22 protein-coding genes and 2 pseudogenes are annotated in these 23154 nt (G+C 62.7%); 7 read left to right on the top strand and 17 right to left on the bottom strand.

Translation table 11 applies throughout. The features are described 5' to 3' along the window. Positions 1–95 precede the first annotated feature (95 nt). The 4 genes from V5F49_RS16245 to V5F49_RS16230 form a co-directional block, all read right to left on the bottom strand. On the bottom strand, positions 96–533 hold the full coding sequence (locus tag V5F49_RS16245; protein WP_183856737.1) for a hypothetical protein: 438 nt from the start codon (positions 531–533) through the stop codon (positions 96–98). An 84-nt stretch (positions 534–617) separates the two neighbouring features. Then, positions 618–1805: a thiolase family protein gene (locus tag V5F49_RS16240; protein WP_183856739.1), complete on the bottom strand. Its 1188-nt coding sequence runs from the start codon at positions 1803–1805 to the stop codon at positions 618–620. Next, positions 1736–1996 carry an SDR family oxidoreductase gene (locus tag V5F49_RS16235; protein WP_509210792.1) on the bottom strand — a complete coding sequence of 87 codons (261 nt, stop codon included), beginning with the start codon at positions 1994–1996 and terminating at the stop codon, positions 1736–1738. Before V5F49_RS16235 ends, V5F49_RS16240 begins: the two co-directional genes overlap by 70 nt. A gap of 63 nt (positions 1997–2059) precedes the next feature. After that, positions 2060–2422 carry an RNA polymerase sigma factor gene (locus V5F49_RS16230; RefSeq protein WP_393985946.1) on the bottom strand — a complete coding sequence of 121 codons (363 nt, stop codon included), beginning with the start codon at positions 2420–2422 and terminating at the stop codon, positions 2060–2062. Positions 2423–2461: 39 nt separating this feature from the next. On the opposite strand from V5F49_RS16230, the gene V5F49_RS16225 reads away from it, so the two are divergent. Beyond that, a complete protein-coding gene (locus V5F49_RS16225) occupies positions 2462–2767 on the top strand; it encodes a hypothetical protein (RefSeq protein WP_393985945.1) in 306 nt (101 codons plus the stop codon). Positions 2768–3234: 467 nt separating this feature from the next. On the opposite strand, the gene V5F49_RS16220 is transcribed toward V5F49_RS16225, so the two are convergent. Beyond that, on the bottom strand, positions 3235–4512 hold the full coding sequence (locus tag V5F49_RS16220) for an SAM-dependent methyltransferase (RefSeq protein WP_183856746.1): 1278 nt from the start codon (positions 4510–4512) through the stop codon (positions 3235–3237). 271 nt (positions 4513–4783) lie between these two features. Here V5F49_RS16220 and V5F49_RS16215 point away from each other — a divergent pair. Continuing rightward, positions 4784–5883 (top strand): annotated as a pseudogene (locus V5F49_RS16215) (zinc-binding dehydrogenase). A gap of 85 nt (positions 5884–5968) precedes the next feature. Here the strand turns inward: V5F49_RS16215 and ppk2 are convergent. The 12 genes from ppk2 to V5F49_RS16155 form a co-directional block, all read right to left on the bottom strand. After that, entirely contained in the window at positions 5969–6739 is a 771-nt protein-coding gene (ppk2, locus tag V5F49_RS16210; protein WP_183856748.1) for a polyphosphate kinase 2, read from the bottom strand. A gap of 77 nt (positions 6740–6816) precedes the next feature. Continuing rightward, positions 6817–8040 carry an MFS transporter gene (locus V5F49_RS16205; RefSeq protein WP_183856750.1) on the bottom strand — a complete coding sequence of 408 codons (1224 nt, stop codon included), beginning with the start codon at positions 8038–8040 and terminating at the stop codon, positions 6817–6819. Between the two features lie 35 nt (positions 8041–8075). Next, positions 8076–8237, bottom strand: coding sequence for a hypothetical protein (locus V5F49_RS16200; RefSeq protein ID WP_281810075.1), 162 nt, complete (start codon positions 8235–8237; stop codon positions 8076–8078). 606 nt (positions 8238–8843) lie between these two features. Beyond that, on the bottom strand, positions 8844–10112 hold the full coding sequence (locus tag V5F49_RS16195) for an MgtC/SapB family protein (protein WP_183856754.1): 1269 nt from the start codon (positions 10110–10112) through the stop codon (positions 8844–8846). 278 nt (positions 10113–10390) lie between these two features. Further along, positions 10391–12493 (bottom strand): heavy metal translocating P-type ATPase, encoded by a 2103-nt coding sequence (locus V5F49_RS16190; RefSeq protein WP_238123034.1) that lies wholly within the window; start codon positions 12491–12493, stop codon positions 10391–10393. Positions 12494–12836: 343 nt separating this feature from the next. Beyond that, the gene (locus tag V5F49_RS16185; protein WP_238123147.1) at positions 12837–12917 is read right to left on the bottom strand and encodes a hypothetical protein; all 81 of its coding nucleotides are present in this window, start codon (positions 12915–12917) and stop codon (positions 12837–12839) included. A 145-nt stretch (positions 12918–13062) separates the two neighbouring features. Then, positions 13063–13536 (bottom strand): DUF411 domain-containing protein, encoded by a 474-nt coding sequence (locus V5F49_RS16180; RefSeq protein WP_183856756.1) that lies wholly within the window; start codon positions 13534–13536, stop codon positions 13063–13065. A 56-nt stretch (positions 13537–13592) separates the two neighbouring features. Further along, positions 13593–13877: a copper-binding protein gene (locus V5F49_RS16175; protein WP_183856758.1), complete on the bottom strand. Its 285-nt coding sequence runs from the start codon at positions 13875–13877 to the stop codon at positions 13593–13595. Between the two features lie 25 nt (positions 13878–13902). Continuing rightward, positions 13903–14400: a cupredoxin domain-containing protein gene (locus V5F49_RS16170; protein WP_210308508.1), complete on the bottom strand. Its 498-nt coding sequence runs from the start codon at positions 14398–14400 to the stop codon at positions 13903–13905. Further along, positions 14387–15784, bottom strand: a complete 1398-nt coding sequence (locus V5F49_RS16165; protein ID WP_183856760.1) for a multicopper oxidase family protein — start codon at positions 15782–15784, stop codon at positions 14387–14389. Before V5F49_RS16165 ends, V5F49_RS16170 begins: the two co-directional genes overlap by 14 nt. Positions 15785–15803: 19 nt before the next feature. Beyond that, positions 15804–17264, bottom strand: coding sequence for a TolC family protein (locus tag V5F49_RS16160; RefSeq protein ID WP_183856988.1), 1461 nt, complete (start codon positions 17262–17264; stop codon positions 15804–15806). Beyond that, positions 17264–17482, bottom strand: a complete 219-nt coding sequence (locus V5F49_RS16155) for a hypothetical protein (RefSeq protein WP_183856763.1) — start codon at positions 17480–17482, stop codon at positions 17264–17266. The genes V5F49_RS16160 and V5F49_RS16155 overlap by 1 nt, the downstream gene beginning before the upstream one ends. A 963-nt stretch (positions 17483–18445) precedes the next feature. Here V5F49_RS16155 and V5F49_RS16150 point away from each other — a divergent pair. The 5 genes and pseudogenes from V5F49_RS16150 to V5F49_RS16130 form a co-directional block, all read left to right on the top strand. Next, positions 18446–18837 (top strand): annotated as a pseudogene (locus V5F49_RS16150) (efflux RND transporter permease subunit); the annotation flags it as partial. A 151-nt stretch (positions 18838–18988) separates the two neighbouring features. Then, the gene (locus V5F49_RS16145; RefSeq protein WP_183856765.1) at positions 18989–19369 is read left to right on the top strand and encodes a hypothetical protein; all 381 of its coding nucleotides are present in this window, start codon (positions 18989–18991) and stop codon (positions 19367–19369) included. A gap of 101 nt (positions 19370–19470) precedes the next feature. Next, the gene (locus tag V5F49_RS16140; RefSeq protein ID WP_183856775.1) at positions 19471–20967 is read left to right on the top strand and encodes a multicopper oxidase family protein; all 1497 of its coding nucleotides are present in this window, start codon (positions 19471–19473) and stop codon (positions 20965–20967) included. 332 nt (positions 20968–21299) lie between these two features. Then, the gene (locus V5F49_RS16135) at positions 21300–21941 is read left to right on the top strand and encodes a hypothetical protein (RefSeq protein ID WP_183856777.1); all 642 of its coding nucleotides are present in this window, start codon (positions 21300–21302) and stop codon (positions 21939–21941) included. A 48-nt stretch (positions 21942–21989) separates the two neighbouring features. Further along, positions 21990–23012: an ImmA/IrrE family metallo-endopeptidase gene (locus V5F49_RS16130; RefSeq protein WP_246429781.1), complete on the top strand. Its 1023-nt coding sequence runs from the start codon at positions 21990–21992 to the stop codon at positions 23010–23012. Positions 23013–23154: the final 142 nt, after the last annotated feature.

Here is a 23154-nt window from a genome sequence, read left to right as displayed (position 1 = left end):
GACGTTGAACAGCGGCCAGAAGTCAGGATGCTGTGTCAGCCATATACCAAGGTCTCGACAAGACCCCGCCGAACGCTCTTCAACCCAGCGTGCGGCTAAGATGCCTTGACGCTGCTTCTGGCGTCAGGGGTTTCAGTTGCTTGCTGACGAATCTCACCTGCGGTCTCCCGTGCCATGTTCGCGCAGTATTGCTGGACCTTCTGCGAGAGCTCGAGCCAGGTCTTCGTCTGCAGCGACGTCTCTTCCAGGATGGCCGCCATGACGCCCGATTCTGCGGCGACCACGTCCTGCGGTCGCCGGCACTGGACGAATTCCAGAAGCGAGCGTCCGATACGCTCGTTGGCGCCGAGGAGAGTGCTCATCTGAGCGCTGTATGTCTCGCCATAGGCCTTCTGCAGATCGGTCGTGAATGCCTGGAACCGTTTGAACTGGCCGTCGAGCTTGCCGGTATTGTCGACGCCCGACAGTCCCCACCATGTGAATACAGCGTTCACGCGATCGAAACCAACGGGCGCTTCACTCTTCGTAGCCATTGTTCTCTCCTTCATTATTTGGTTGCGGCTTCAGGAATTCGACGTTCGGTTTATTGTCACGGGTCGCTTTTTTCGCTCTCGCGGTCAGTGGAGAGCCTCAAGCGCCAACGCGACCCCCTGACCGCCGCCGATGCACAGCGTCACCAATCCGCGCCGGATACCGTCTCGGTGCATCGCGTGAAGGAGGCGGGTCGTCAGCACGGCTCCTGTCGCACCGATCGGATGGCCATGTGCGATGGCGCCGCCCTCGACATTGACGATGTCCTCGGGGAGCCCGAGTTCCCCGATGAGCGCCAAGACGATCGCCGCGAAGGCCTCGTTGATCTCCACGCGCTCGACGTCGCCGAGCGTCCAACCAGCGCGATCCAAGGCCTGCCGCACCGCGGGAACAGGCCCGAGACCGAACAGGCCGGGTTCGACCGCGCCGACCCCGAAGGCCACAAGACGGGCCATCGGCGTCAGGCCATGCTTCTCGGCCCAGCGGGCATCCGCAACGATCATGCCCGCGGCGCCGCTGTTGAGGCCCGGTGCATTGCCGGCGGTAATGGTTCCATCCTTGCGGAAAGCCGGCTTCAGCTTGGCCAGCGACTCCAGCGTTGCGTCCGGGCGGTTGTGCTCATCCTTGTCGAAGATCGTCGGCCCCTTGCGACCGGGGATTTCGATCGGCGCGATCTCGGCATTGAACATGCCGGCCGCCTGCGCCGCGCCAAAGCGCTGCTGCGTCCGCTCCGCCCAGCGGTCCTGCGCCTCGCGCGTCACCTGAAACTTGCTGACGAGGTCCTCGGTCACCAAGCCCGAGTGGTGATCGGAGAAGGCGTCGTTGAGGCCGTCGCGCAGCATGCTGTCGTAGATTTGGGCATCGCCCATGCGGTAGCCCCACCGTCCGCCAGACATCAGGTAGGGCGATTGGTCCATGTTCTCCATGCCGCCGGCGATGGCGCTCTCGGCGAGGCCGAGCATGATCTCCTGCGCGGCGGTCGCGATCGCTTGTGCACCCGAGCCACATACCCGGTTTATGGTCATCGCTGGAACGCCGACCGGAATGCCGGCCGTGATCGCCGCCTGCCGCGCTGGGTTCATCTTGGCGCCGGCCTGGACGACCTGCCCCATCACCACGGTGCCGATCGCGCCGTCTGCGATCTTCGCGCGCGACAATATTTCCCTGATCACCACCGCCCCGAGATCGGGTGCCGCTATGTCCTTCAGCGTTCCGCCATACGTGCCGATGGCTGTCCGCACCGGGGCGCAGAGCACGACGTTCGACTGTGCCATGTGGATGTCCTTTCTATTTCCGGGGGGCGCCATGCCATGAACAGGCCGCCATTGGCGGTGACCTTCGAGCCCGTGACGAACGTTGCCTCCCCGCTCACCAAGAACCGGACGATGCGTGCGACCTCGTCGGCATTGCCCAGCCACCCGACAGGGATTTGCCCCTCGATTTTTGCAAGAGTATCTTCAGACATGGCATCAAGCGTGTCCGTTGCGATGTAGCCGGGCGCGACAACATTCATCTGTGTTCATTGCATTCATCCGTCCTGGGGCGGCGACTTGGTTTCGTCGGCGAGACCGCGAGCTCGTTGGCGAATGCGCTCGGCCTCATCGCACCGGCAATCGAGAAAGCCGTGGACCGGACAGGTCAGGCACATTTCCTCGAGCCTCTTGCGGAGCGCCTGGCGCCCCCTGTGGAGCCTGACCGCGATGTTGTTGAGCGTGGTGCCGAGGCTGGCGGCGATCCGATCACGCGGCTCGCCAAGAATGTCAGAGCGCCAGACGACGTCGGCATATTCGGGCTTGAGCGTCGGTAGCAGCTTATGCAGGCAGTTACAGACGGCCTCGTCGGTTTCTCGATCCGGCTCGATCGGCAGGCTCTCCACATCCGACTGGTCCATGTCGACCTCCTGGCGACGGCGTCTGATGGCGCGTCGCTGGTGATCGACGAGGGTGGTCGCCAGAATGCGCCCGAGCCAACCGCGAACCGTGCGGACGTCCCGCAACTGCCAGGCGCGCTCGAGCGCCCGAAGCGAGAACTGCTGCAACAACTCTTCGGCCTCGTCCCGGCTGCCTACCCGATGATGCAGAAAGACCAGAAATTCTTCGCGTGCCTCGACAAGCGCTCGTCGTACAGCCGCGTCCGCCGGCTTCGCGGCTTCCTGTCCTTCCGCATCACCTTCCGAATGCCGGACATCCTCTTCATGCCTATTGGTCATCGTCCAGCCAAATCTTTCAATGGTTGAGACGTATTCTTAAACTGTCCCTATCAGAACCAGACAGAATTTGACGTTACGACCGCACCCACCCACGTTCTTTAACGCAGATCAAGCTTTCCTCTGCCAACCCTCGTTATGAATTCCTCTTGGATATCTGCCTTTCTGGCTGCGGCGGGCTGCTATCGCGGCGGGTTCGGAACGGAGCGCCCCCCGCCGGTGCTTCGCACGCCGCCGTAGAGCTTTGGCCAGAGGTGGGAGGGCTTACGACCATGCGAGCAAGGAGTGTCGGAGTGGCGCTGAGCTTGCTTCTGCTTTCTGGATTGGCCCACACCACGGCAGCGGCCCCTAGCGGCGACAGCAGGGTCGTCAGCGATGTCCAGATCTATATGGGAATCCTGCTGTCGGAATTGATCCGCGGTCATCCGCAAGGCCACACGGAGAATTCCATGCATAGCGGGCAGCCCGCCACCCGCGGGGAATTCCATATCGTTGGGTCACTGTGCAAAGCCTCCGCTTTTCGCTGGATGGGAAACAGAGTGAGCGGGCACATCGACATCCGCCGCATCAATCTTGTGTAATCGCTCCCAGTTCTGGATGTAATCGCGGGTCAACGGCGCGGCATTGACACGCTTACTCACCTGAATCTGGAAATTGATCAGGCCACCGTGACGAAAGGCTGCTTCGCAACTGGCCAGGTAGAATTCCCACATGAGACAGAACCGCTGGTCATAGATTTCCGCGACGCGCCCACGGTTTGCGATGAAGCGTTGCCGCCACGCCTTCAGCGTTTCTGCATAGTGCAGCCGCAGTATCTCGATGTCGGTGACGTACAGCCCCGCCTGCTCGATGGCGGGCAGAATCTCTGACAGCGCCGGGACGTACCCACCCGGAAAGATGTACTTGTTGATCCAGGCGTTGGCCGCGCCCGGACCATCGGCGCGCCCAATCGTATGGATCATTGCGACCCCGTCGTTCGTCAGGAGGCTCCTGACCTTCTTGAAGTATTCGCGGTAATGTCCCACCCCGACATGCTCGAACATGCCGACCGAGACGATGCGGTCGTACCGGCCTTCTTCTTGGCGATAGTCTTTCAGTAGGAATCTCACCCGGTCCCCCAAGCCGGTCTCGGCAGCGCGGCGTTCGGAGTATGCGTGTTGCTCGGTCGAAAGTGTCAGGCCTGTCACGTCAACAGCGGCGATCTGGGCAAGATAAAGGCTGAGCCCACCCCACCCCGATCCGATGTCGAGAATCCGCTGTCCTGAGCTCAGTAGCAACTTAGCCGCCAGGTGCCGCTTCTTTTGTTCTTGCGCGCGCTCAAGGGTGTCGTCGCTAGAATTGTAGTACGCACAGGAATACTGACGGTCTGCGTCTAGAAATTGCTCATAGAGTGTGTCCGAGAGGTCGTAGTGGTGCGCGACGTTCGCACGTGCGACTGGGATGGGATTGTGCTGAACAAAGCGTCGGACGAGGCGACTCAGGGATGCACGCGCGCGCCTTACCCCTTGGCCAGAACTCGAGCCGATGTTTGAAAAGCAGATATCCAGAAAACCGTAAATATCCCCGTCATCCACCAATAGCGCGCCATCCATGTAGGCCTCGCCGAGGGCAAGATCTGGATTGAGGAGCAGGCGCGGAATCACAGCTGGATCCACAATACGAATCGTAATCGACGGTGTGCCATTGCCGATGTGATGGATGCCTCCGTTCGGAGCGATCACAGTCAATCTACCGTCGTGGATGATCTGCCCGAGCATCTTCCGCAACAGGAGCATTGTCGCATTCGTGCTCACGTTTTTGAGCGACCGAATTGGGCTTGATCGGCTCACTTCGATATCAATCGATTGGTGCCTCTCAGAAACGGCGGAAGCAGACGAAGGATCGGATGGGATGCTCATTCTCGGACCCACGCTGACGACGGTTGGCTGCCAATCAACCCTGCAGGGCGGGCGCGTTCTTTGATTGGAGTTAAACATCGGTATTCGATGATGGCTTCAATCGATCGCCGATGAGAGCGGCCGCGACGACGGCTCGGGTGCCCCGTGAATGCACGATCGACCCAAGGAGATCTTCAATGGCATTGATGAGAGCAGCCGTTTTGTCGAGCCTGGTCGCATTGTCCTTGATGAAAAGGCGATTCCAGAGATTGGTCCGCTCGACGCGCTCATCAGGATTGCGGCCACGACGATCTGTGGAACTGACGTGCATATTTTCAGGGGCGAGTATCCGATGGAAAAAGGCCTGACCATTGGTCACGAGCCGGTCGGAGTGATCGAGAAGCTCGGTTCTGCCGTTTCCGGCTTTCACGAGGGCCAGCGTGTCATCGCCGGCGCGATCACACTAAGCGGTCACAGCAATGCATGTCTTTGCGGCTATCACTCGCAGGACGGCGCGGGCACCAGGCACGGCTGGAAACCGGCGGGCGGCTGGAAATTCGGCAATACGATCGATGGCTGTCAGGCCGAGTTCGTGTGCGTCCCCGACGCCATGGTCAATTTGAGTCCCGTACCGGACGGTTTGACCGACGAACAGGTGCTGATGTGCCGGACATCATGTCGGCAGGCTTCGTCGGTGCAGAGAATGGAGACATCCGCATCGGCGATAGCGTCGTGGTTTTCGCTCAAGGGCCGATCGGGCTTTGTACCACCGCCGGCGCCAAATTGAGAGGCGCCACGATTATCATCGCCGTCGATGCAATCGCCGAACGAATGGCCGTGTCGCACATGCTCGGCGCGGACTTCGTCGTCGATTTCAAGAATGCCGACCCCGTCGAGGAGATCATGAGGATCACGGATGGCCGCGGGGTCGACGTCGCGATCGAAGCGCTGGGGACGCATACAACCTTCGAGGCTGCGTTGGGCGTGCTTCGGCCGGGCGGCACGCTGTCGAGCCTCGGCGTCTACTCGACCAATCTTCGGATTCCGCTCGCGGCGTTCGCCGCAGGGCTGGGGGACCACAAGATCGTCACGGCGCTGTGTCCGGGCGGCAGGGAGCGGATGCGGCGGCTCATGGACGTGATCGCTTCCGGCAGGATCGATCTGACGCCGCTCGTCACTCACCGCTACAAGCTCAACGACATCGAGAGTGCCCATGAGCTTTTCTCCAATCAGCGTGACAGGGTGTTGAAGATTGCCATTACGCCCTAGTCCCTGCAGGGCAGCTTGCGGCTAGTACGTCGAACCCGTCCACGCGTTTTGCTACATTTCTCTATGAGGCGGCGCGACACAGCAGCTACTCCGCGACCAAGCCATTTGTGATCGCCGCTTTGTCGTACAGGAATACGATGTTGGGATCGGGAAGGTCGCGAGCTCGGTCTTTGCCCTCGAAGTCAAAGCGGGTCAGGAGATCTCGGATGACATTGAGCCGCGCGTTCGGCTTGTCATCAGCACGCACAACCGTCCACGGCGCAAATGGCGTGTGCGTGCGCGCCAACATCTCGTTCCGCGCAGCACTGTAATCGTTCCAGTGCTTCGCCGCCGCATCGTCGATGGGGCTGAGCTTCCATTGCTTGAGCGGATCGTCGCGGCGATCCTTCAGCCGGCGCTTCTGTTCGGTTCGTGAAATATCCAGATAGTATTTGAGGATGGTGACACCACAGTGAGCGAGCAATTGCTCGAACAACGGAGCCGTCATGAGGAACTCGTCATATTCCTCGTTGGTGCAGAATCCCATCACCCGCTCGACACCGGCGCGATTGTACCAACTGCGGTTGAACAACACGATTTCCCCGCCTGCCGGTAGGTGCGGCACCCACCGCTGAAAATACCACGACTTCTGATCGCGATCGGATGGTTTACCCAGGGCGACCACGCGGGTCTCCCGTGGGCTGAGATGCTCGATGATTCGCTTGATTGTTCCATCCTTGCCGGAAGTGTCGCGCCCCTCGAAGATCACAAGCACCTTTTTGTCAGAACTGATGAGGTACTTCTGGAGACGCGCCAAGTCTACTTGAAGGTCATGAAGTGCCTCCTTGGCCGCCGCACGCTTCTGTTTTTCGCCCATTTGGAACTCCTGCTGGTATGCGCGCTTTTGATGCTGGTTCCTCGCTGAGGCGATCCAGACTTAGCGAGCGAATTCGATCATGGCGTCGTTTCGAGCAGCCCGCGGCAGCGGCCATGTACCAGAAGCCTCGAAATGCCGATGCTTGCGACGAGACCTCCCACGACGACGACGGCCGCGAGCATGAAGGGTGCGTTCGGCAAGAAGGCGAGGCCGAACAACAGACCTCCGGCGGCCGATCCGCTAGCCTGGCCCAGACTTGCTGCCGCGGTCTGTCTGCCCAACTCGATCCCTTGCCGCTCATCGGCATTGAGCGAAATCCAATAGGTCGCGATGGGGGAAAGGATACCCGCGCTGGCCGCGATCGCCGCCACGACGACGGCGGTGGACATGGTCGCTTCCGCGAATGGCACGGCCGCGACGCTCACCGCCAAGACAGCGAGGGCGGGCGTGAGAAACCAGCGTGTGACCTCTGGCTTCACGAGCGGCGAGAAGACTACCGTTTGGGCGACCAACATGACGAGGCTGCACACGCTGAACATGAGCCCGATCTGGTAAGTGCTCATGTTGAGAATTTGCGTTCCGCGAAGCGCCAGGCTGACTTCGAAGGCTCCCAGAGCCGCGGCGGTTGCGAATGAGATAATAAGCAAGCGTGGCAACGCAGCACCGGCCTCAGGCCCGCTTGCAGTCCCCCCCTCGCCAGGGCTGCGCTGAACAGAGCCGGGCACGAAGATCCATATTGCCAGCGCCACAACGAGCGAAAAGCCCGATATGGCAAAGTAGGGCGAACGAGAGGCCGCAACCTCGCCCGAGCCTGGAACGAGGGCAGCGGTAACAACTACGGTGAAGCTTCCCAGCATCGGTCCGACCAGAAAGCCGATGGCGCCGGCAATGTTGAGCAGAGCAAAGCGGCGCGCGCGCCATTCCCTGGACCGAGCATAGTCGCCGACAAGAGCATAGGCCGCCGGCACAATGGAAGCGGCGAACAGCCCATTCAGGAAGCGGCCGAGATAGAGCAGCGGGAGGCCATCGGCAACCGCAAACAGTGCCAGGGTCAAGGAGAATCCAACCAGTCCCGCGAGCAGCACGGGGCGGCGGCCATGCCGATCCGCAAGGCGGCCCCATAGAGGTGCGAACAGAAACAGCGCGAGGGTGTAGGTGCCAGTCAACATGCCGGTGTGCCGCGACACAACAATGGGATCCGTCGTTCCTGCGAGCCGTTCGATCGCAAGCGGAAGTATCGGCAGAAGGAACCCATAGCCCACGGAAATCGTGAACATTGCGAGCAGCAATGACAATGCCATCCACCATCGCAGTGGCTGGAAGGCGGTTGCCCCAATCACGTCGCCGCCTCGGCCGCGGCTTCCGTTGGTCCGCTTTGGATTCTGCTGCCGCGCGTAATGCCGGCCCGCCACGGGCGGTTGAGCATCAGGACGTTGATCGCCACCAGTACCGAACGGCTGGAGATAGCGAGAGCGCCGATTTCCGGATTGAGCAGCATCGGGCGCTCACGCGGCACCGTCTACCTGGGCCCGGATCGCGGCGTCAGCCACCACCACAGCAACCGGATTTCTTCGGGTGATGACCAGCACTGGAGACCGGTTGGTCCTGATCGCTGGCAGGCACGGCGGTGTCGGGCGCCGCCGCGCTTCCGTGATTCCCGCGGGAGCCAGGGGCATTCGCCTTCTCCGAGGCTTCCGTGCCGGTATGGTCCCCGCCACAGCAGGACGACGCATTCGAAACCGAAGGCTCAGGGGTCGCCTTGGTGTGGTGGACGGAGGTGTTGCTCATTCCGATGGCTCCAGCTTTCGGGGCATGACGATCGAGGGCGGCTTTGCGGGCGCTTTCACCCTATGCCGCCCATGCCCTCCCATTTCGTCATTTTCCAGAGTAGGCGCTGGTCCGGGCAGGCATCTTTAACCTCGATTAAGGTCCGTCGTCATTGGGGCGCCCATTGTTGTCGTACTAGATGCTCCCCCTTGGACTCAACATTCCGGTTGTCTCACTTGGCCGCATTTCGACTTGCATCGCTGCGATACGCGGCGGTTGGAACAGGGAAACCCTCTGGCGCCGGGCTATGTCGCTCGGATCAAGACTCGACCTGGGCTCACGGAACCGGCCACTCAAAATGCGGCAGCGTCGCAAAGGCGGCATAGCCGAGCGCTATTGCCGCCACCGTGGCGCCCGCCAGCGGGAGCCAGAAACGAACCGGTCCCGCGGCGGCAGCGATGGACAGGCGGCCAATGGCATTCGTGGCGAGCGCCAGAAGGACGGCATGTCCGACCGCCTCAACGGTTGCCGACTGCCCGAGCAACCGCAGCGCGCTGAGCACCGCGATGTCGACGTCGAATAGTCCCGAGATGGCAGAGGTCGCCACCATCCCGCCGCTGCTTCCGACCGAAAGGGCGGCGCTCACGGTGGAGACGACTGCGAAGAGCACCGCGAACAGGATCAGCGGCCCCACCTCGAAGGGGTTGCGCGGCGATTGCGCATCTTCACCCGAGACGGTGTGGCGCGACAGCAGGATGAGACTGCCGCAGGCCGCAAAGCCGGCGAATGCGGCCAGGATGGCCAGACCCGCGACGCCCAGCACCGCCGGCGCGATGATGGCGACGATTGCGGTAACCCGGATCGCGGATACGCCCGCCGCAAGGATCGCGGCACCCGCCAACGGCCAGGGATCCCCTCCCGTCCTGGCGGTCCGCGCCAGCGACAGGGTTACCGCGGTGGACGAGATGACGGCCCCGGCAAGACCGCTGACCAGAACACCCCGGGTGGTGCCGAGAACCCGCACCGCGATGTAGCCGAGGAAGGAGATCGCCGCCGTCAGCACGGTGAAGAACCATACCTGCCGGGGATTGAAGCCGCCCCAGGGATCGACCGCTCGATCGGGCAGCAGCGGCAGGATGATCGCCGTCATCACCGCGAGCACCAGAGCCGAACGAAGCTCGATCCAGGAAATTCGCCTGAGAAGCCCGTGCAGAAGCTCGCGACTGGCGAGAACGGCGGCGAGCGCGGCCCCGCCGGCGGCGGCGGCGCGTTGATCCCCGACGACGGCAAGCGCACCCAGGGCGAACACACCCAGCGCGGCGATGGTGCCGGTCACGCTGTAATCCTCGTCGTGGAGGGATTCGCGCGCCTTGTACCAGGCGAAGACCGCGGTGAAGGCGAGGAAGCCGGCGATCAGGATGGAGGGGGCGTCGAGGCGGACGCCGAGAGCTGCCGTCGCGCCGCCGAGCAGTCCGGAAATGCCGTATGTCCGGATGCCCGCCGCGCGCCCGCCCTCCGGTGTGTCGCGCTCACGCCATCCACGCTCCAGGCCGACGAGCAAGCCGATGGCAAGCGACAGGCCGAGTTGCAAGATCAAGACGTCCATGGCTTGGTCCATGATGGATAAGTCACCCGATCTGCATAGCTGATCAGGATTTCTGCCCGTTCATCCGGAGCAGTAGCTTGTCGCACCGATGGAATGAATGCCAAAGCGCTGCCGCGATCCACGTGAGAATCCGTGGCCCTGCACATTGCGTTCAACACGCTAGGGAGCGTAGCAAAGCTGAATTTCAGCTTGGTCGCGGCGGTGCCAATGACTGCGTAGAGGCGATAGGAACCTTGGAGATACACGCCGCAGCGAGCGAAACATCCCGCGCCGCATCCTCATTTGTGCCGCCTGTAGAAACGCAGGAACTGCGCGTTGATGGCGACGATAACGGTGCTGGCGGACATGAAGACAGCGGCGACGGCCGGGGTCATCAGGAAGCCCGTTCCGAAGGTGATGCCAGCCGCCATCGGGATGGCGATTGCATTGTAGCCGGTCGCCCAGATCAGGTTCTGCACCATCTTGCGATAGGTAGCGCGTGACAGGCCGAGGATCGCGGCTACATCGCGCGGGTCGCTCCTGACCAAGACGACATCGGCGGATTCCACCGCGACGTCGGTGCCGGCGCCAATGGCGATCCCGAGATCGGCCACAACCAGCGCTGGCGCGTCATTCACGCCGTCGCCAACCATGGCAACCTGCAGTCCGCGCGCCTGCAACTCCACGATCTTCTCGGATTTCTGATTCGGCAGCACCTCGGCGAAATACTCGGCTATGCCAAGTTCCTCCGACACCGCTTGCGCGACCCCCGTGGCGTCGCCGGTGAGCATCACGGAGTCGATGCCGAGCGACTTCAGTTCGGCGATGGCCGCCTTCGATTCCGGCCGGACGATGTCGGCCAGCGCGAACAGGGCGCGCGGCTCGCCATCGCGGACGAGGATGACCACCGTCTTGCCCTGAGCTTCCAGTTGGTCGAGCCGATCGCGGCCGATCGCCTTGCCCTGCCTTGCGAGATGGCCGGGGCTCACGATACGGATGTCGGCGCCATCGACCTTTGCGACGATGCCCTCGCCGGTGATGTTGCTGACCTCGCTGGCCTTCGGGATGGTCAAGTTGCGAACTCTCGCCTCGGCTACGATGCCGTGGGCGATCGGATGCTCGGACTGGCTCTCGGCCGCTGCGGCGAGGGCGAGTTCCTCGTTCTCGTCACCGCCGGCGAGCAGCACGATGTCGCTGACGCCAAACCGGCCTTCCGTCAACGTGCCGGTCTTGTCGAAGACCACAGCGTTCAGATTGCGCGCGCGTTCGAAGGCCGCGCGGTCACGGATCAGAAGTCCGTTCCCAGCGCTGAGCGAGGTGCTGACGGCGACGACGAGCGGAACGGCAAGCCCGAGCGCATGTGGGCACGCGACCACCATAACCGTCACCATGCGCTCAAGCGCGAACTCGAGCGACTCTCCGAGAACCAGCCACCAGACGAAGAGCGTGCCGAAGCCGACGGCGAGAGCGATATAGGTGAGCCATGAGGCGGCGCGGTTGGCGATGTCCTGCGTTCTGGAGCGCGTCGCCTGCGCCTTCTTCACGAGATCGATGACTTGGGCGAGATAGGTAGCGTCGCCCGTAGCGGTCACCTCGATGGTCACGGCATTGGCGCCGTTGATCGCGCCGCCAATGGCGGTGGCGCCGACCGTCTTGGAAACCGGGCGGGATTCGCCGGTCAACATCGCCTCGTTGAAGCCGGATGACCCCTCAATGATCTTCCCGTCCACGGGCACCTTGGCGCCCGGGCGTACGAGAACCCGATCCCCCGGCTGCAATGCGAAGATGGGAACCTCTTGCATCGAGCCGTCGGCGCCGATCTTCGTAGCGCTATCGGGCAGCAGCCGGACCAGTTCCTCGAGCGCCCGCGAGGCACCCATCACGGAGCGCATCTCGACCCAGTGGCCGAGAAGCATGATCGCGACCAAGGTCACGAGTTCCCAATAGAACGGCTCTCCCGGAAAGCCGAAAGTGGTGGCGGCCGAGAAGAAGTAGGCCGCCGAGATCGCCAGGGCGATCAGGGTCATCATCCCGGGCTGCCCCTTGCGCAGCTCGGACGTGAAACCGGTGAGGAATGGCCACCCGCCATAGACGTAGGCGATGGTCGAGAGCGCGAATAGGACGATGCTGTCGCCCGGAAATGCCATTTTCTCGGCGATGCCAAACCAATGCTGGATCATCGGCGACAGAAGCAAGACCGGAGGCGTGAGAACGAGCGTGACCCAGAAACGGCGCCGAAAGTCGGCGACCATCGCGCCATGATCATGCCCGGCATGCTCGGAATGACTGGAACCGGCTGCCGCCACGATCGTGGGATCGGTGTGACGATCATCCTGCCGCAGGCTGCCAGCATGATCGGCATGACCGTTGTGATCGTGGGCATGTGGCCGGTCGGAGGTCATTCTACGCAATCCTGCTGTTTGTTGCGGCCTTCGGGAGATTGTGGTGCTTACGGAATCGATGAAGTTCGGCCTGCGCACCCCCAACGTGGGCGCACTTTCATGCCGCGCCTGTTTGGTCGCCGGTTGCTCAAGGCATGTCTTTGATCGAGGTTAAGTTCGCCGATGGGCCAAGAGGTCATGGATGAAGCTCAATTTGGCGTCGTGCACCAACGGCCGAGCAGGCACGGCTTGCCGGGCCGAATCGTGAAAGCTCGTGCGGCCAGCGATTTCGGGAAGACAAGCCGGCTCTCGGACAGAGAGTTCGCCCCACGCTTCCATGCGTGCGCTAGGCAAATTCGTCTGGTCACGTTCTTTTCATGCCGACGACCATTCGACGAAGAACCTCGTCGCGCTGGACGAAATGATGCCAGAGGGCAGCGCTCACATGAACGACCGTGACGGCGAGCAGCAGCCATGTGAGAACTCAATGGATTGGGGCGAAGGCCGTGCTGTCCACATACATCGCGACAATGCCACTAATCGGCAGCGCCTTCCGAATGCTCTCCGATCGTTCGTCCATGGCTGTGCGCTCAACTTGGAATCGGGCTGGCGCCGCGGAAGCGCATGAACACGCTCGGCGGTTCGGAACCAAAAGCCATCACGTCGTAGGTCTCGGGTTCCATTCCGGCGACGTCCATGCCGGGTGATCCCACCGGCATGCCGGCAACAGCAACTCCGCGCACGGACGGCCGGGCAGCCAAGAGCCGGGCCAAAGCCGCGGCCGGAACGTGGCCCTCGAGAAGGAAGTTCTCGACCTCGGCCGTGTGGCAGGACCAGAGCGCCGACGGAATCCCAAAGCGAACTTTGATCGCGTTGATCCTCGGCTCCTCGACGATCTTCGTGGGAAAGCCGGCCTTCGCGATGTGGTCGGCCCAAGCGCTGCAGCAGCTGCAGGACGGGTCCTTGTAGACCGTGACCAGAGGTTGGCCAGCGGCCCTGGCAGCCGCCGGCGCGAACAGTGTCGCGCCCGCGAGCAGGAGCATGCGTCTGCGGTCCATGTTCATCGGGCAATCCTCCGGCGGACGGGGAGCGCTGCGGCGCTCCCCGAGACAACGAGATGTTACTTCGACTTGTCGATCTTGGTGACCGTCAGTCGGCCGCTCACCCGATCGGCCTCGAACTTCACCTTGTCGCCCACCTTGACCGCTTTCAGCATGGCCGGGTCGGCGACGGCGAACACCATCGTCATGCCGTCCATGTCGAGGTTCTTGATCGGCCCATGCTTGAGCGTGACCTTGCCTTGGGCCTGGTCGATCTTGGTGATCTGCCCGTCGACCGGCGCGGTTTGCGCCAAGGCGACGGTCGAGAACGCGGAGATCGCTGCTGCTATCATCAGTTTGCGCATGTCTATGCTCCTTTGTTCGGTGCAACTACTTGACGATGATGGTGCCGGACATCCCGGCTTCCCGATGACCGGGGATGAGGCAGGAGAAGTCGAACTCCCCGGCCTTGGTGAATTTCCAGACGATGTCGCCGGTCTTCTTCGGGGCCAGGCGCTTGGCGTTGGGATCGTCATGCTCCATGTCCGGGTTCTTCATCATCTCGGCCATGTGCTTGAGGTTTTCGTCGAGCGTGCCGACGACGATCTCGTGATCGAGCTCACCATTGTTGCGGATGGCGAACTTGACCTGCTCGCCCTTGCGGATGTCGATCTTGTTCGGGATGAACACCATCTTCCCGTCCGCTTCGCGCATGGTGATTTGGATGGTGCGTGCTGGTTTCTTGGGATCTCCGGGTTCGCCATAGGCCCGGTCATCCCCGTGGGAATGACCAGCGTCGGCCAGCGCTGCGGTCGACAGAGTAAGGGCCGCAAGCGCGGCGATCAGGAATCGTGGTTGCACGTAGAAATCCTTCTCAATGATTGCCATGGGGGGATTTTTTGCCGGGTTTCACGACGGTGAACTCGGCAGTTTTCGTCTTGTCGAACGCGGCGGGAGGCTTGCGTTCGGCTTTTTTCGGTTCGCCCTTCCACTCGAAGGCGACCGTCCCTTCCGGGTGCTTGAACCAGCCCGGATCCTTGTAGTCGCCGGATGCGAGCCCCTCGCGCACCTTGACGACCGAGAACATGCCGCCCATCTCGACCGCCCCGAACTGGGCGAAGCCCGTCATCATCGGCAGGGTGTTGTCGGGCAGCGGCATTTCCATCTCGCCCATGTCGGCCATGCCGGCGGTGCCCATCGGCATGTAGTCCGGCACCAGCTTGCGGACCTTCTTGGCAAACTCCTTCTTGTCGACGCCGATGAAGTTGCGCACGTCGTGACCCATGGCGTTCATGGTGTGGTGCGACTTGTGGCAGTGGATCGCCCAATCGCCGGGCTTGTCGGCGACGAAATCGAAAGCGCGCATCTGTCCGACGGCGCAATCGATGGTGACCTCCGGCCAGGCCGCCGCCTCCGGCACCCAGCCGCCGTCCGTGCACGACACCTTGAAGTCGTAGCCGTGCATGTGGATGGGGTGGTTCGTCATGGTGAGATTACCGAACCGGATGCGGACTTTCTCACCTTTGCCGGCGACGATGTGGTCGATGCCGGGGAAAACCCGGCTGTTCCAGGTCCACATGTTGAAGTCGGTCATCTCGGCGACCTTCGGCACATAGGTGCCGGGATCGATGTCGTAGGCCGCCATCAGGAACACGAAGTCGCGGTCGACGCGCCGGAAGGCGGGGTCCTTCGGATGCACCACAAAGAAGCCCATCATGCCCATGGCCATCTGGACCATCTCGTCGGCATGGGGGTGGTACATGAACGTGCCGCTCTTCTGGAGCTGGAATTCGTAGACGAAGGTCTTGCCTGGCCTGATGTGCGGTTGGGTCAGCCCGCCGACCCCGTCCATGCCGCAGGGCAGCAACTGCCCGTGCCAATGGATGGTGGTGTGCTCCGGCAGCTTGTTGGTGACGAAGATGCGGACCTTGTCGCCCTCGACCGCCTCGATGGTCGGTCCTGGCGACTGGCCGTTATAGCCCCACAGGTGGCCGACCATGCCGGGCGAGAACTCGCGCACCACCGGCTCGGCGACGAGATGGAATTCCTTCCAGTCGCCGTTCATGCGCCACGGCAGGGTCCAGCCGTTGAGCGTGACGACGGGCTGATAGTCCGGCCCGCTCGTCGGAACGAGCGGTGGCTGCATGACCGATTCCTTCATGGTTGCGGCTTCGGGGATCGCAGCCGCCTGGGCGCGGCCTGAGACCGCGCTTGCGCTGATCAGCGCCATGCCACCGGAGGCGCCGAGGAAATTTCGACGTGAGATCGTCATGATGGTCTCCCTTTTCCGGTCAGTTCCCGCCTTCGGCGGCCGCGGTTACGACGGAGCCCTCGGCCGAACCGGCTGAGCTGCCTCCGCCGATGATCGCGGTCTCGAAGTCCACGGTGGCGATGAAGAAGTCGCGCTTGGCGGCGATTGCCGCGACGTTGGTGGCGATGCTTTCCCGCGCCGTCGTCAGAAGCTCGAAGACGTCGATCAGCATGCCGTTGTATTCGAGCAGGGCCTGCTCGTTGATCGTCCGGCGCAGCGGCAGAATGCTGTTCTGATACTGGCGGGCAATGTCGTAGCTGCCGCGATAGGTGAGATAGGCCGCGCGCGCTTCCGAGCGCACGTTCACTGCTTTCTCCATCAGGCGGTTGACCGCCTGCATGTAAGTCTCCTGCGATCGGCGCACATTGACTTCGCCGCCGTCGAAGATCGGGATCTGGATTTCAAGTTCGAAGCCGCGCGGGGACGAGCTCTCCCGCACGCCGTCCACGGTTGATCGCTCGTAGTTGCCGCGCCAGCCACCATCGAGCATGGAGATGAACCGCGTCGCCTCGGTCAGCCCAAGGGTCTTGGCCATGGCGTCGAGCTCGAGGCGTGCCGCGATGAGATCGACCCGCTTTCGAATGGCATCGACTTCGACCTGTTGTGCCGTCTGGATGCGGGGCATGCCCGGGAGTTGCCCCGGCAATCTGTAGTCGACGTCGGGCCCCCACAGGCCGAGCATGCGGGTCAGCGCCTCGCGATCCGTGCCGACCCTCAATCGAGCCTGGGCAAGCTCGTTGGACACCTCGGCGTAGAAGGCACTTGCTCGGGCCTGGTCGAGTTTCTTCGCGGCGCCGGTCTCTCCGAGCTTGCGCGTGAGGTCGGCGGCTGCGTCGGCCGAGACCCGCGCCTGTTCGAGGAACGACGCCGTCTGCCGCGAAGCCACGGCGCGGTAGTAGGCACGGCGTGTCTCCGCGGCGGTGCGGAAGGTTGCCTCGATCGCCTTCTGTCGAGCGGCTTCGAACTGCGTCCTGGCGATATCGCTGCGGGCCGGAAGTGTCAGGAGCGCCAGGATATTGGCGATCACGCGACGTTCGATATCCAGCGAGCCGCCGGTGGAGAGTCGCTCGACCCCGATGACCGGATTGGGCGGCAGGCTGGCCTCGACGAAGGCGGCCTCGGAAATGCCGAGCGCATTGTACTCGGCCTGAAGACCCCGGTTGTTGATGAGCGCGAGCTGAACGGCGCCGTCCGCGGTCAGGGGTTTGGTCAAGAGCGCATTGACGCGGCTTTGGACCGCTGACGCCTCGGCCGATGATGCGATCTTCACGGTGTCCTTGCCGATCGCGGCCGAGACCTCCGCCGACACCGGGCTCATGCCACCATCCGGCGTGAATGTTACGCAGCCACCCAGCGTCGCGGCGACGGCGCCGATCGCGACGAGCCGCCTCCAAGGCGGTGCAGGAAGAGGCTTCGCCTGGCTGTCGATTGTGAGCACCATCATTCGCCCCCCGTCTTGGGAGCGACGCGCTCATTGCGTTCAATCCAGGGTTTCGGATCGACCGGACGGTAGTCGACCGTTCCCGCGGTGACGGGCGCGTAGCGCAATGGCTTCACGCTCGAACTCGCGTCGGACGGGCTGGGACCCACCTCAATCAAAGGTGGTCCGGAACATGCGGACAGGACGACGGCGAAGGCCGTCAGGAAGACAGGTTTCATGGAGATCCTCGGAATCGGCCCAGTCGGCCCGAGCGGCATGGCCGCGCGGCATCGAACAGCGATCTTCAGCGGCTGCGGAGACGCAGCAGCAAAAGCCGTCGGCAGAAACCCGAAGACAGAAACGGAGACGGATCTTGTCCGTCAGCGATCAGAGGTCGTGAAGGGAGTCGGCCGACGATCAGACGTCGGCGGATCTCGGCGGGCGTTCAAGGCGCGTCGCGGACGATCCCTTTACACCCGCCTCAAGCGACGGATGATCGATGGTCCGCTCGAAGGCGATAACGACCATGGCGCATGCGCTAGCCGGAATTGCAGTGTGGCAGGCCATAGCGCAGCAGGAACTCGATGTGTCGCTGTGTTGATGCTTAGCAGCGCAGGCTGGGCCGTCCGCTTCCAGACAAGCGGAATTCTGGGCCAAGTCGCTGTCGCCGTGCTCATGCGATCCGCTAGAATGGCTGGCTTCGATCGGCGCGTGGTGCCCTTTCCCACCGCTCGACGCCATCAAGCCGCTCGCAATGCCCCAACCCGTGCTTGCCACCGAAAAGGCGAGCACGGTCAGAAGAATCACGAATGAGCGAAGCGAAGGCATCATATCGCATTGCAAACTACGGGTGACGCCGCGAAATGGCAAGGACCAATTTGGCCTCATATGAAAAAACCCCGAGGCTGGTGTTCGGCAGTCGCACCAATTTTCCCCGCAAGGCTTCCGCTGTGGAACGTCAGCCCGTGAATACGACGTGTTAGACGGCTCAGGATGAAGAAACAACTTTCCACGTGACTTTGACGTGACGACGGCCGTCATTGCTGCCGACTCTGCCAAGAACGTGAACGCGATGCTCTTCCACCGATCAAGATATTGTGAGATTTAGGATATGACGATCCAGTCTTGGCTTTTTCGACTGCTCTCAATCCTGGCGATCGCCGCCCCGTCGCCGCACCTGCCGGTAGCGACATAACAACGGGGGTATGACGGCGGAAACCAGCGGGGTCATGCTGATCTACCTCGACCGCGTTTGGAACGAAGTTGGCACGAAGATCACGGCAACAGGCCGGAGCCTGACGCGCGCCGACCTCCATCACGCCATCATGGAGGGCGCCGTCGAGCGCGTGCGGCCCAAGATGATGACCGTGGTTGCCATCATGGCGGGCCTGATCCCGATCCTGTGGAGCACAGGAGCCGGCTCCGAGATCATGCAGCGGATCGCCGTGCCGATGATCCGCGGCATGGTTTCTCGACCCTGCTGACGCTGATCGTCATTCCGGCGATCTACGGCCTAGTCAAGGGATGGGGGCTGGCGTCGAACGCTGCGGCGGTGAGGTCGGAGTCTGTTGCCGGCCAACTCGCGGCCGAATGAGACATGCGCCGGGACAGAATCGGCGGCCCCAGCCCAAAGGCCTCGCGAAGGGACACGTTCTCGTGACGCGAGAACACCTCACAGAGGCCATTGATGTGGATCAAGGTGGAATTGTGCGGAGGGTGCCTTCTTGAGGAGGCAGGGGTCAGGCATGAGCGTCGGGTTGCAGACGATCGGATGGATGAGAGCGTTGCTGGCCTTTCTGGTCGCGATCGCGCTGCTCGTTGCCCCTGTCGCCAGCGCACAGGCCATGCCGTGTCATGACCTTGTTCGCCACGAGCAAACAACCGTCGTGGAAAGCGGGCAGCTTCGGGCCGTCATCAGCGGCGATGGTCTCCAAGGTCATTTTCACGCCGTCGACCATGCGCTCTGTTGCAGCAGCGTATGCGCATCCTGTGTTGTGGCCCTTGCCGCGCCAGATGCGACTGTCCCGCAGCGCATCGTGCTCACTGCGCGTTACGCACAGCGTGACGAGATCGTCACCGGCGTGGCGTTTCCACCCACCCTCGGTCCTCCCCGAACCCGTGCCTGATCGGACCTGACCTGATGCTCCGTGGGCATCAGGTCGCTCAATGCGCATTCGCATGATCAGTCAGCCGGCCTGCTACCGGCAAGGGAACAAGGACCCACACCATGAATCGTCGTCATTTTCTCAACCGGATGATGGCCGGAGCGGCCGTATTCGGCACCTCAGCTGCCTTTCATCCAATCAACGCCTGGGCGCAGACGGCACCCGACGCCACTCCGCCCGCGTCAAACGCCATACCGCGCCCGCTCGGCGTGGTCAGTCGGACCATCGAGGTCAATGGCAAGGCAGCGCGCGTGTTCGGGCTTGCCCAGACCGACGGCACATTGGGCCTGGCGCTGGATGCCGGGAGCAGCTTCGACGTCGCGCTCTCCAACCGGATTGGTGAGCCGACCCTGATCCATTGGCATGGCCTGACACCGCCCTGGACGATGGACGGCGTGCCGGACAATCCCGCTGCGCTTCTGGGACCCTCCGAAACGCGCCGCTACACCTTCCCGGTCGGCACCGGAGGCACCCACTGGATGCACGCTCATACGCTGCAGGAGCAGAATCTGCTGGCGGCGCCGCTGATCGTGCGGACCGCCGCCGACCGGCAGCGGGACGAGCAGGAGGTGGTGATCCTGCTGCATGATTTCTCGTTCACGCCCGCGGAGGAGCTGCTCGCCAAGCTCAAGGCAAGCTCCGCCGGCGCCATGCCGATGGATCACGGCGCGATGGGCCAAAGCGACGCGATGAAGGGAATGGCGGGCATGATGGCCTCCGGCGCGATGGGCCAGATGCAAAGCATGCCGGGCATGGCGATGGACCTCAACGATATCGACTATGATGCCTACCTCGCCAATGACCGCACGCTGGACGACCCCGAGGTCGTCGCCGTCGACAAGGGCGGCCGGGTGCGCCTGCGGATCATAAATGGCGCGACGGCGACCGCCTTCACCATCAATACCGGAAGTCTGGATGGTGAACTCATCGCGGTCGACGGCCAAGCCGTTCAGCCGGTCGCCGGCCGGTCCTTCCCGATTTCCATGGGCCAGCGCTTGGATATCCGGTTGGCGCTGCCGAAGGCGGGCGGGTCGCATCCGATCCTCGCCCTTCGGGAGGGTGGCGCCGAACGAGCGGGAATCATCCTGGCATCCGCCGGCGCGGTCGTCGGCAAGATTCCGGAGCTCGGAGAGGCCAAGGGACCCGTGCTCGGGCTCGGCCTCGAGCAGAGGCTGCGCGCCATAGAACCGCTCGCGCAGCGTCCCGCCGACCGCCGCTTCGCGCTCACCCTCACCGGCAATATGGCGGACTATAGCTGGGGTATCGGAGGAGGCGACGCGCTACGGATCAAGCGGGGAGAGCGCGTTGAGCTCGCATTGACGAACATGTCGATGATGGCTCACCCGATGCATCTGCACGGCCACGCATTCCAGGTGGTCGGCGTTAACGGCAAGACGCTCGGCGGTGCGCTGCGCGACACTATTCTCCTCCCGCCGATGGCTCGCGTGACCGTTGCCTTCGACGCGGACAATCCCGGACGCTGGCCACTCCACTGCCACCACCTGTACCACATGGCGACCGGCATGATGACGTTCGTCGCTTATGAGGGCGTCGGCTGAAACCGGGAAGCCGTTCACCGGCGCGATCATCACGATCATTAGCCGCCCTCTCCTTCGCGGGGATGATCTCCGCGATCGAACGCGCTCCGCTGCACCCCCATCGGGAGGTGGTGCAGCGAGGGCCGGTACCTGAAGCCGCTATCTTTCGTGAACGACCAGCTCAACGCGTGCATCGGCGTCGGCTGTAGCCAGGACTGCCTGGTATTATGATATTCTCGACGGCCTCCCTCTTTCGGCCATCCCCCGGGTCCAACCACCCAACTAAGACAGTTGCGCGCGATAATTTTTTCCTCCACAAATGAGGCGATGAAAATTATCGTGGGAGTGATTCGATGGCTGCGGTTCGTGTGCTTGCCGATCATCCTGAAGTCGATGCTCGCCTCGCCGAGTTCGGTGTCACGCGCCAGGCGCTGCTTGAGGTCGTGCGCGGCGTGGTCGCTGCGCGTGCCGACGCGATCGCCGATGATCCCGCTTCTGCGGAGGGGCTGCTCGCCTACATCTACGGCACCCGATATGTGCGGCAACTTTTCCGGGCAATCGGCTGGGTCAATTATCGCGAGAACAACGTCGAATCCGTCAAGCATCCGGATAGCCCCCTCAAGGTGGTCTATCAAAGTGTCGACCTTGCCGCCGACAAGTTGCACAAGCCGCAAGCGGTTTCCGGGAAAGGCTCCGGCGCCGACCGTATCATTGCGGTGGGACAGGCCGGGCTGTTCCCCGAGGAAGAGATGTCAGCGGTGCGGGATCAGGGGCTGGCGGAACTCCGGACCGGCGTATGGTTCTTCTGCGTGTCGGTTCAAGGTGATGATGTCCGCGCCGAGCTGTCGCTGCCTTCAGGTATTTCCGGCGGCAATTTCGAGGGCTTTATCGAGCGCATCTTCATCCTCGGTGGTGGTGAATGGCCGGCGGATGCCATCCTTGATAGCGATCGTCCGGATGGCATCGAGTTCGAGCCTGCTGTTCTGCGTCGCTAGGCCATGTTCAACATTGGCAGAATGGAGCTCGCGCGGAAGCGGCAGCGGTTGACCGCCAAGGCCCTCGCCGAGCAAGCCGGCATATCGCCGGTCACCCTGTCGCGTGTCGTCAACGGGCAGCAGGTTCCGGATGAAGACACGGTCGACGGCTTGGTGCGCGCGCTGGGATTCCCGCGGGAGTTCTTCTTCCGGGACGACGCGGCACCGATCAGCGCTGATGCCGCCAGCTTCCGGAGCCTCACGGCGATGTCGGCGCGAGAGCGCGATGCGGCGCTCGCGGCTGGCTCACTGGCCTTCGAGATGTCAGCCTGGGTGCGGGAACGGTTCGTTCTGCCGCAGCCAGACCTGCTCGACCTCAGCCATGAACGCGATCCCGCTGGAGCCGCACGTGCGCTGCGCCAGCATTGGGCGATCGGCGAACGGCCGATCTCGCATATGATCAAGCTGCTTGAGACGAAGGGCGTCCGCGTCTTCTCGCTGGCCGAGAACACGAAGAATGTGGATGCCTTTTCCTGTTGGCACGATGGCGAGCCGTATGTCTTCCTCAACACCTTCAAGACCACGGAGCGCAGTCGGTTCGACGCTGCTCATGAGCTGGCGCACCTTGTCTTGCACAAGCATGGTGGTCCCAATCAAGGGCGCGCTGCCGAACTCGAGGCACATGCGTTTGCATCGTCGTTCCTGATGCCTCACGACGACGTCGTGGCGACGATCCCATTCGTCCGAAGCCTCGATCAATTGGTGCTCGCAAAGAGGCGGTGGGGCGTATCCGTCGCTGCGCTTGCGCATCGCCTCCACCGGATCGGCCGGATCTCCGATTGGAACTACCGGACATTCTGCATCCAGATAAACAAGCGGTTCGGCGTCAACGAGCCTGACGGCCTTCCACCGGAGCGATCTGCAATATGGCAGCGTGTCCTTACCGAACTTTGGCGGGAAGGCGTGACGCGCCGGCACGTTGCGGCCCGCTTGGATATCCCTGAGGCAGAACTCGACAATCTACTGTTTGGGCTTACCGGCGATGTGAATCCGCCATCCGTCGGTGGTTCGTCTCTCCGGCTAGTTCCGTGATTGAGCCCGGTAGCTTCGCCGTTGCGGCGCTTCGCCGAAGAACCTGTTGCGGATTCCGTCGAGCGGCCACGCTCCCAGCTCTCTTCGTATGGCATGGTCTCTTTGCGCTTGCGGCTACCGCTGGTGGGGATCCTGCTTCGCT

This window comes from Xanthobacter lutulentifluminis (assembly GCF_043194675.2).
GTDB lineage: Bacteria > Pseudomonadota > Alphaproteobacteria > Rhizobiales > Xanthobacteraceae > Xanthobacter.
Note: the sequence above shows the minus strand (reverse complement) of the source record. Positions and strands in the feature narration are given on the sequence as shown.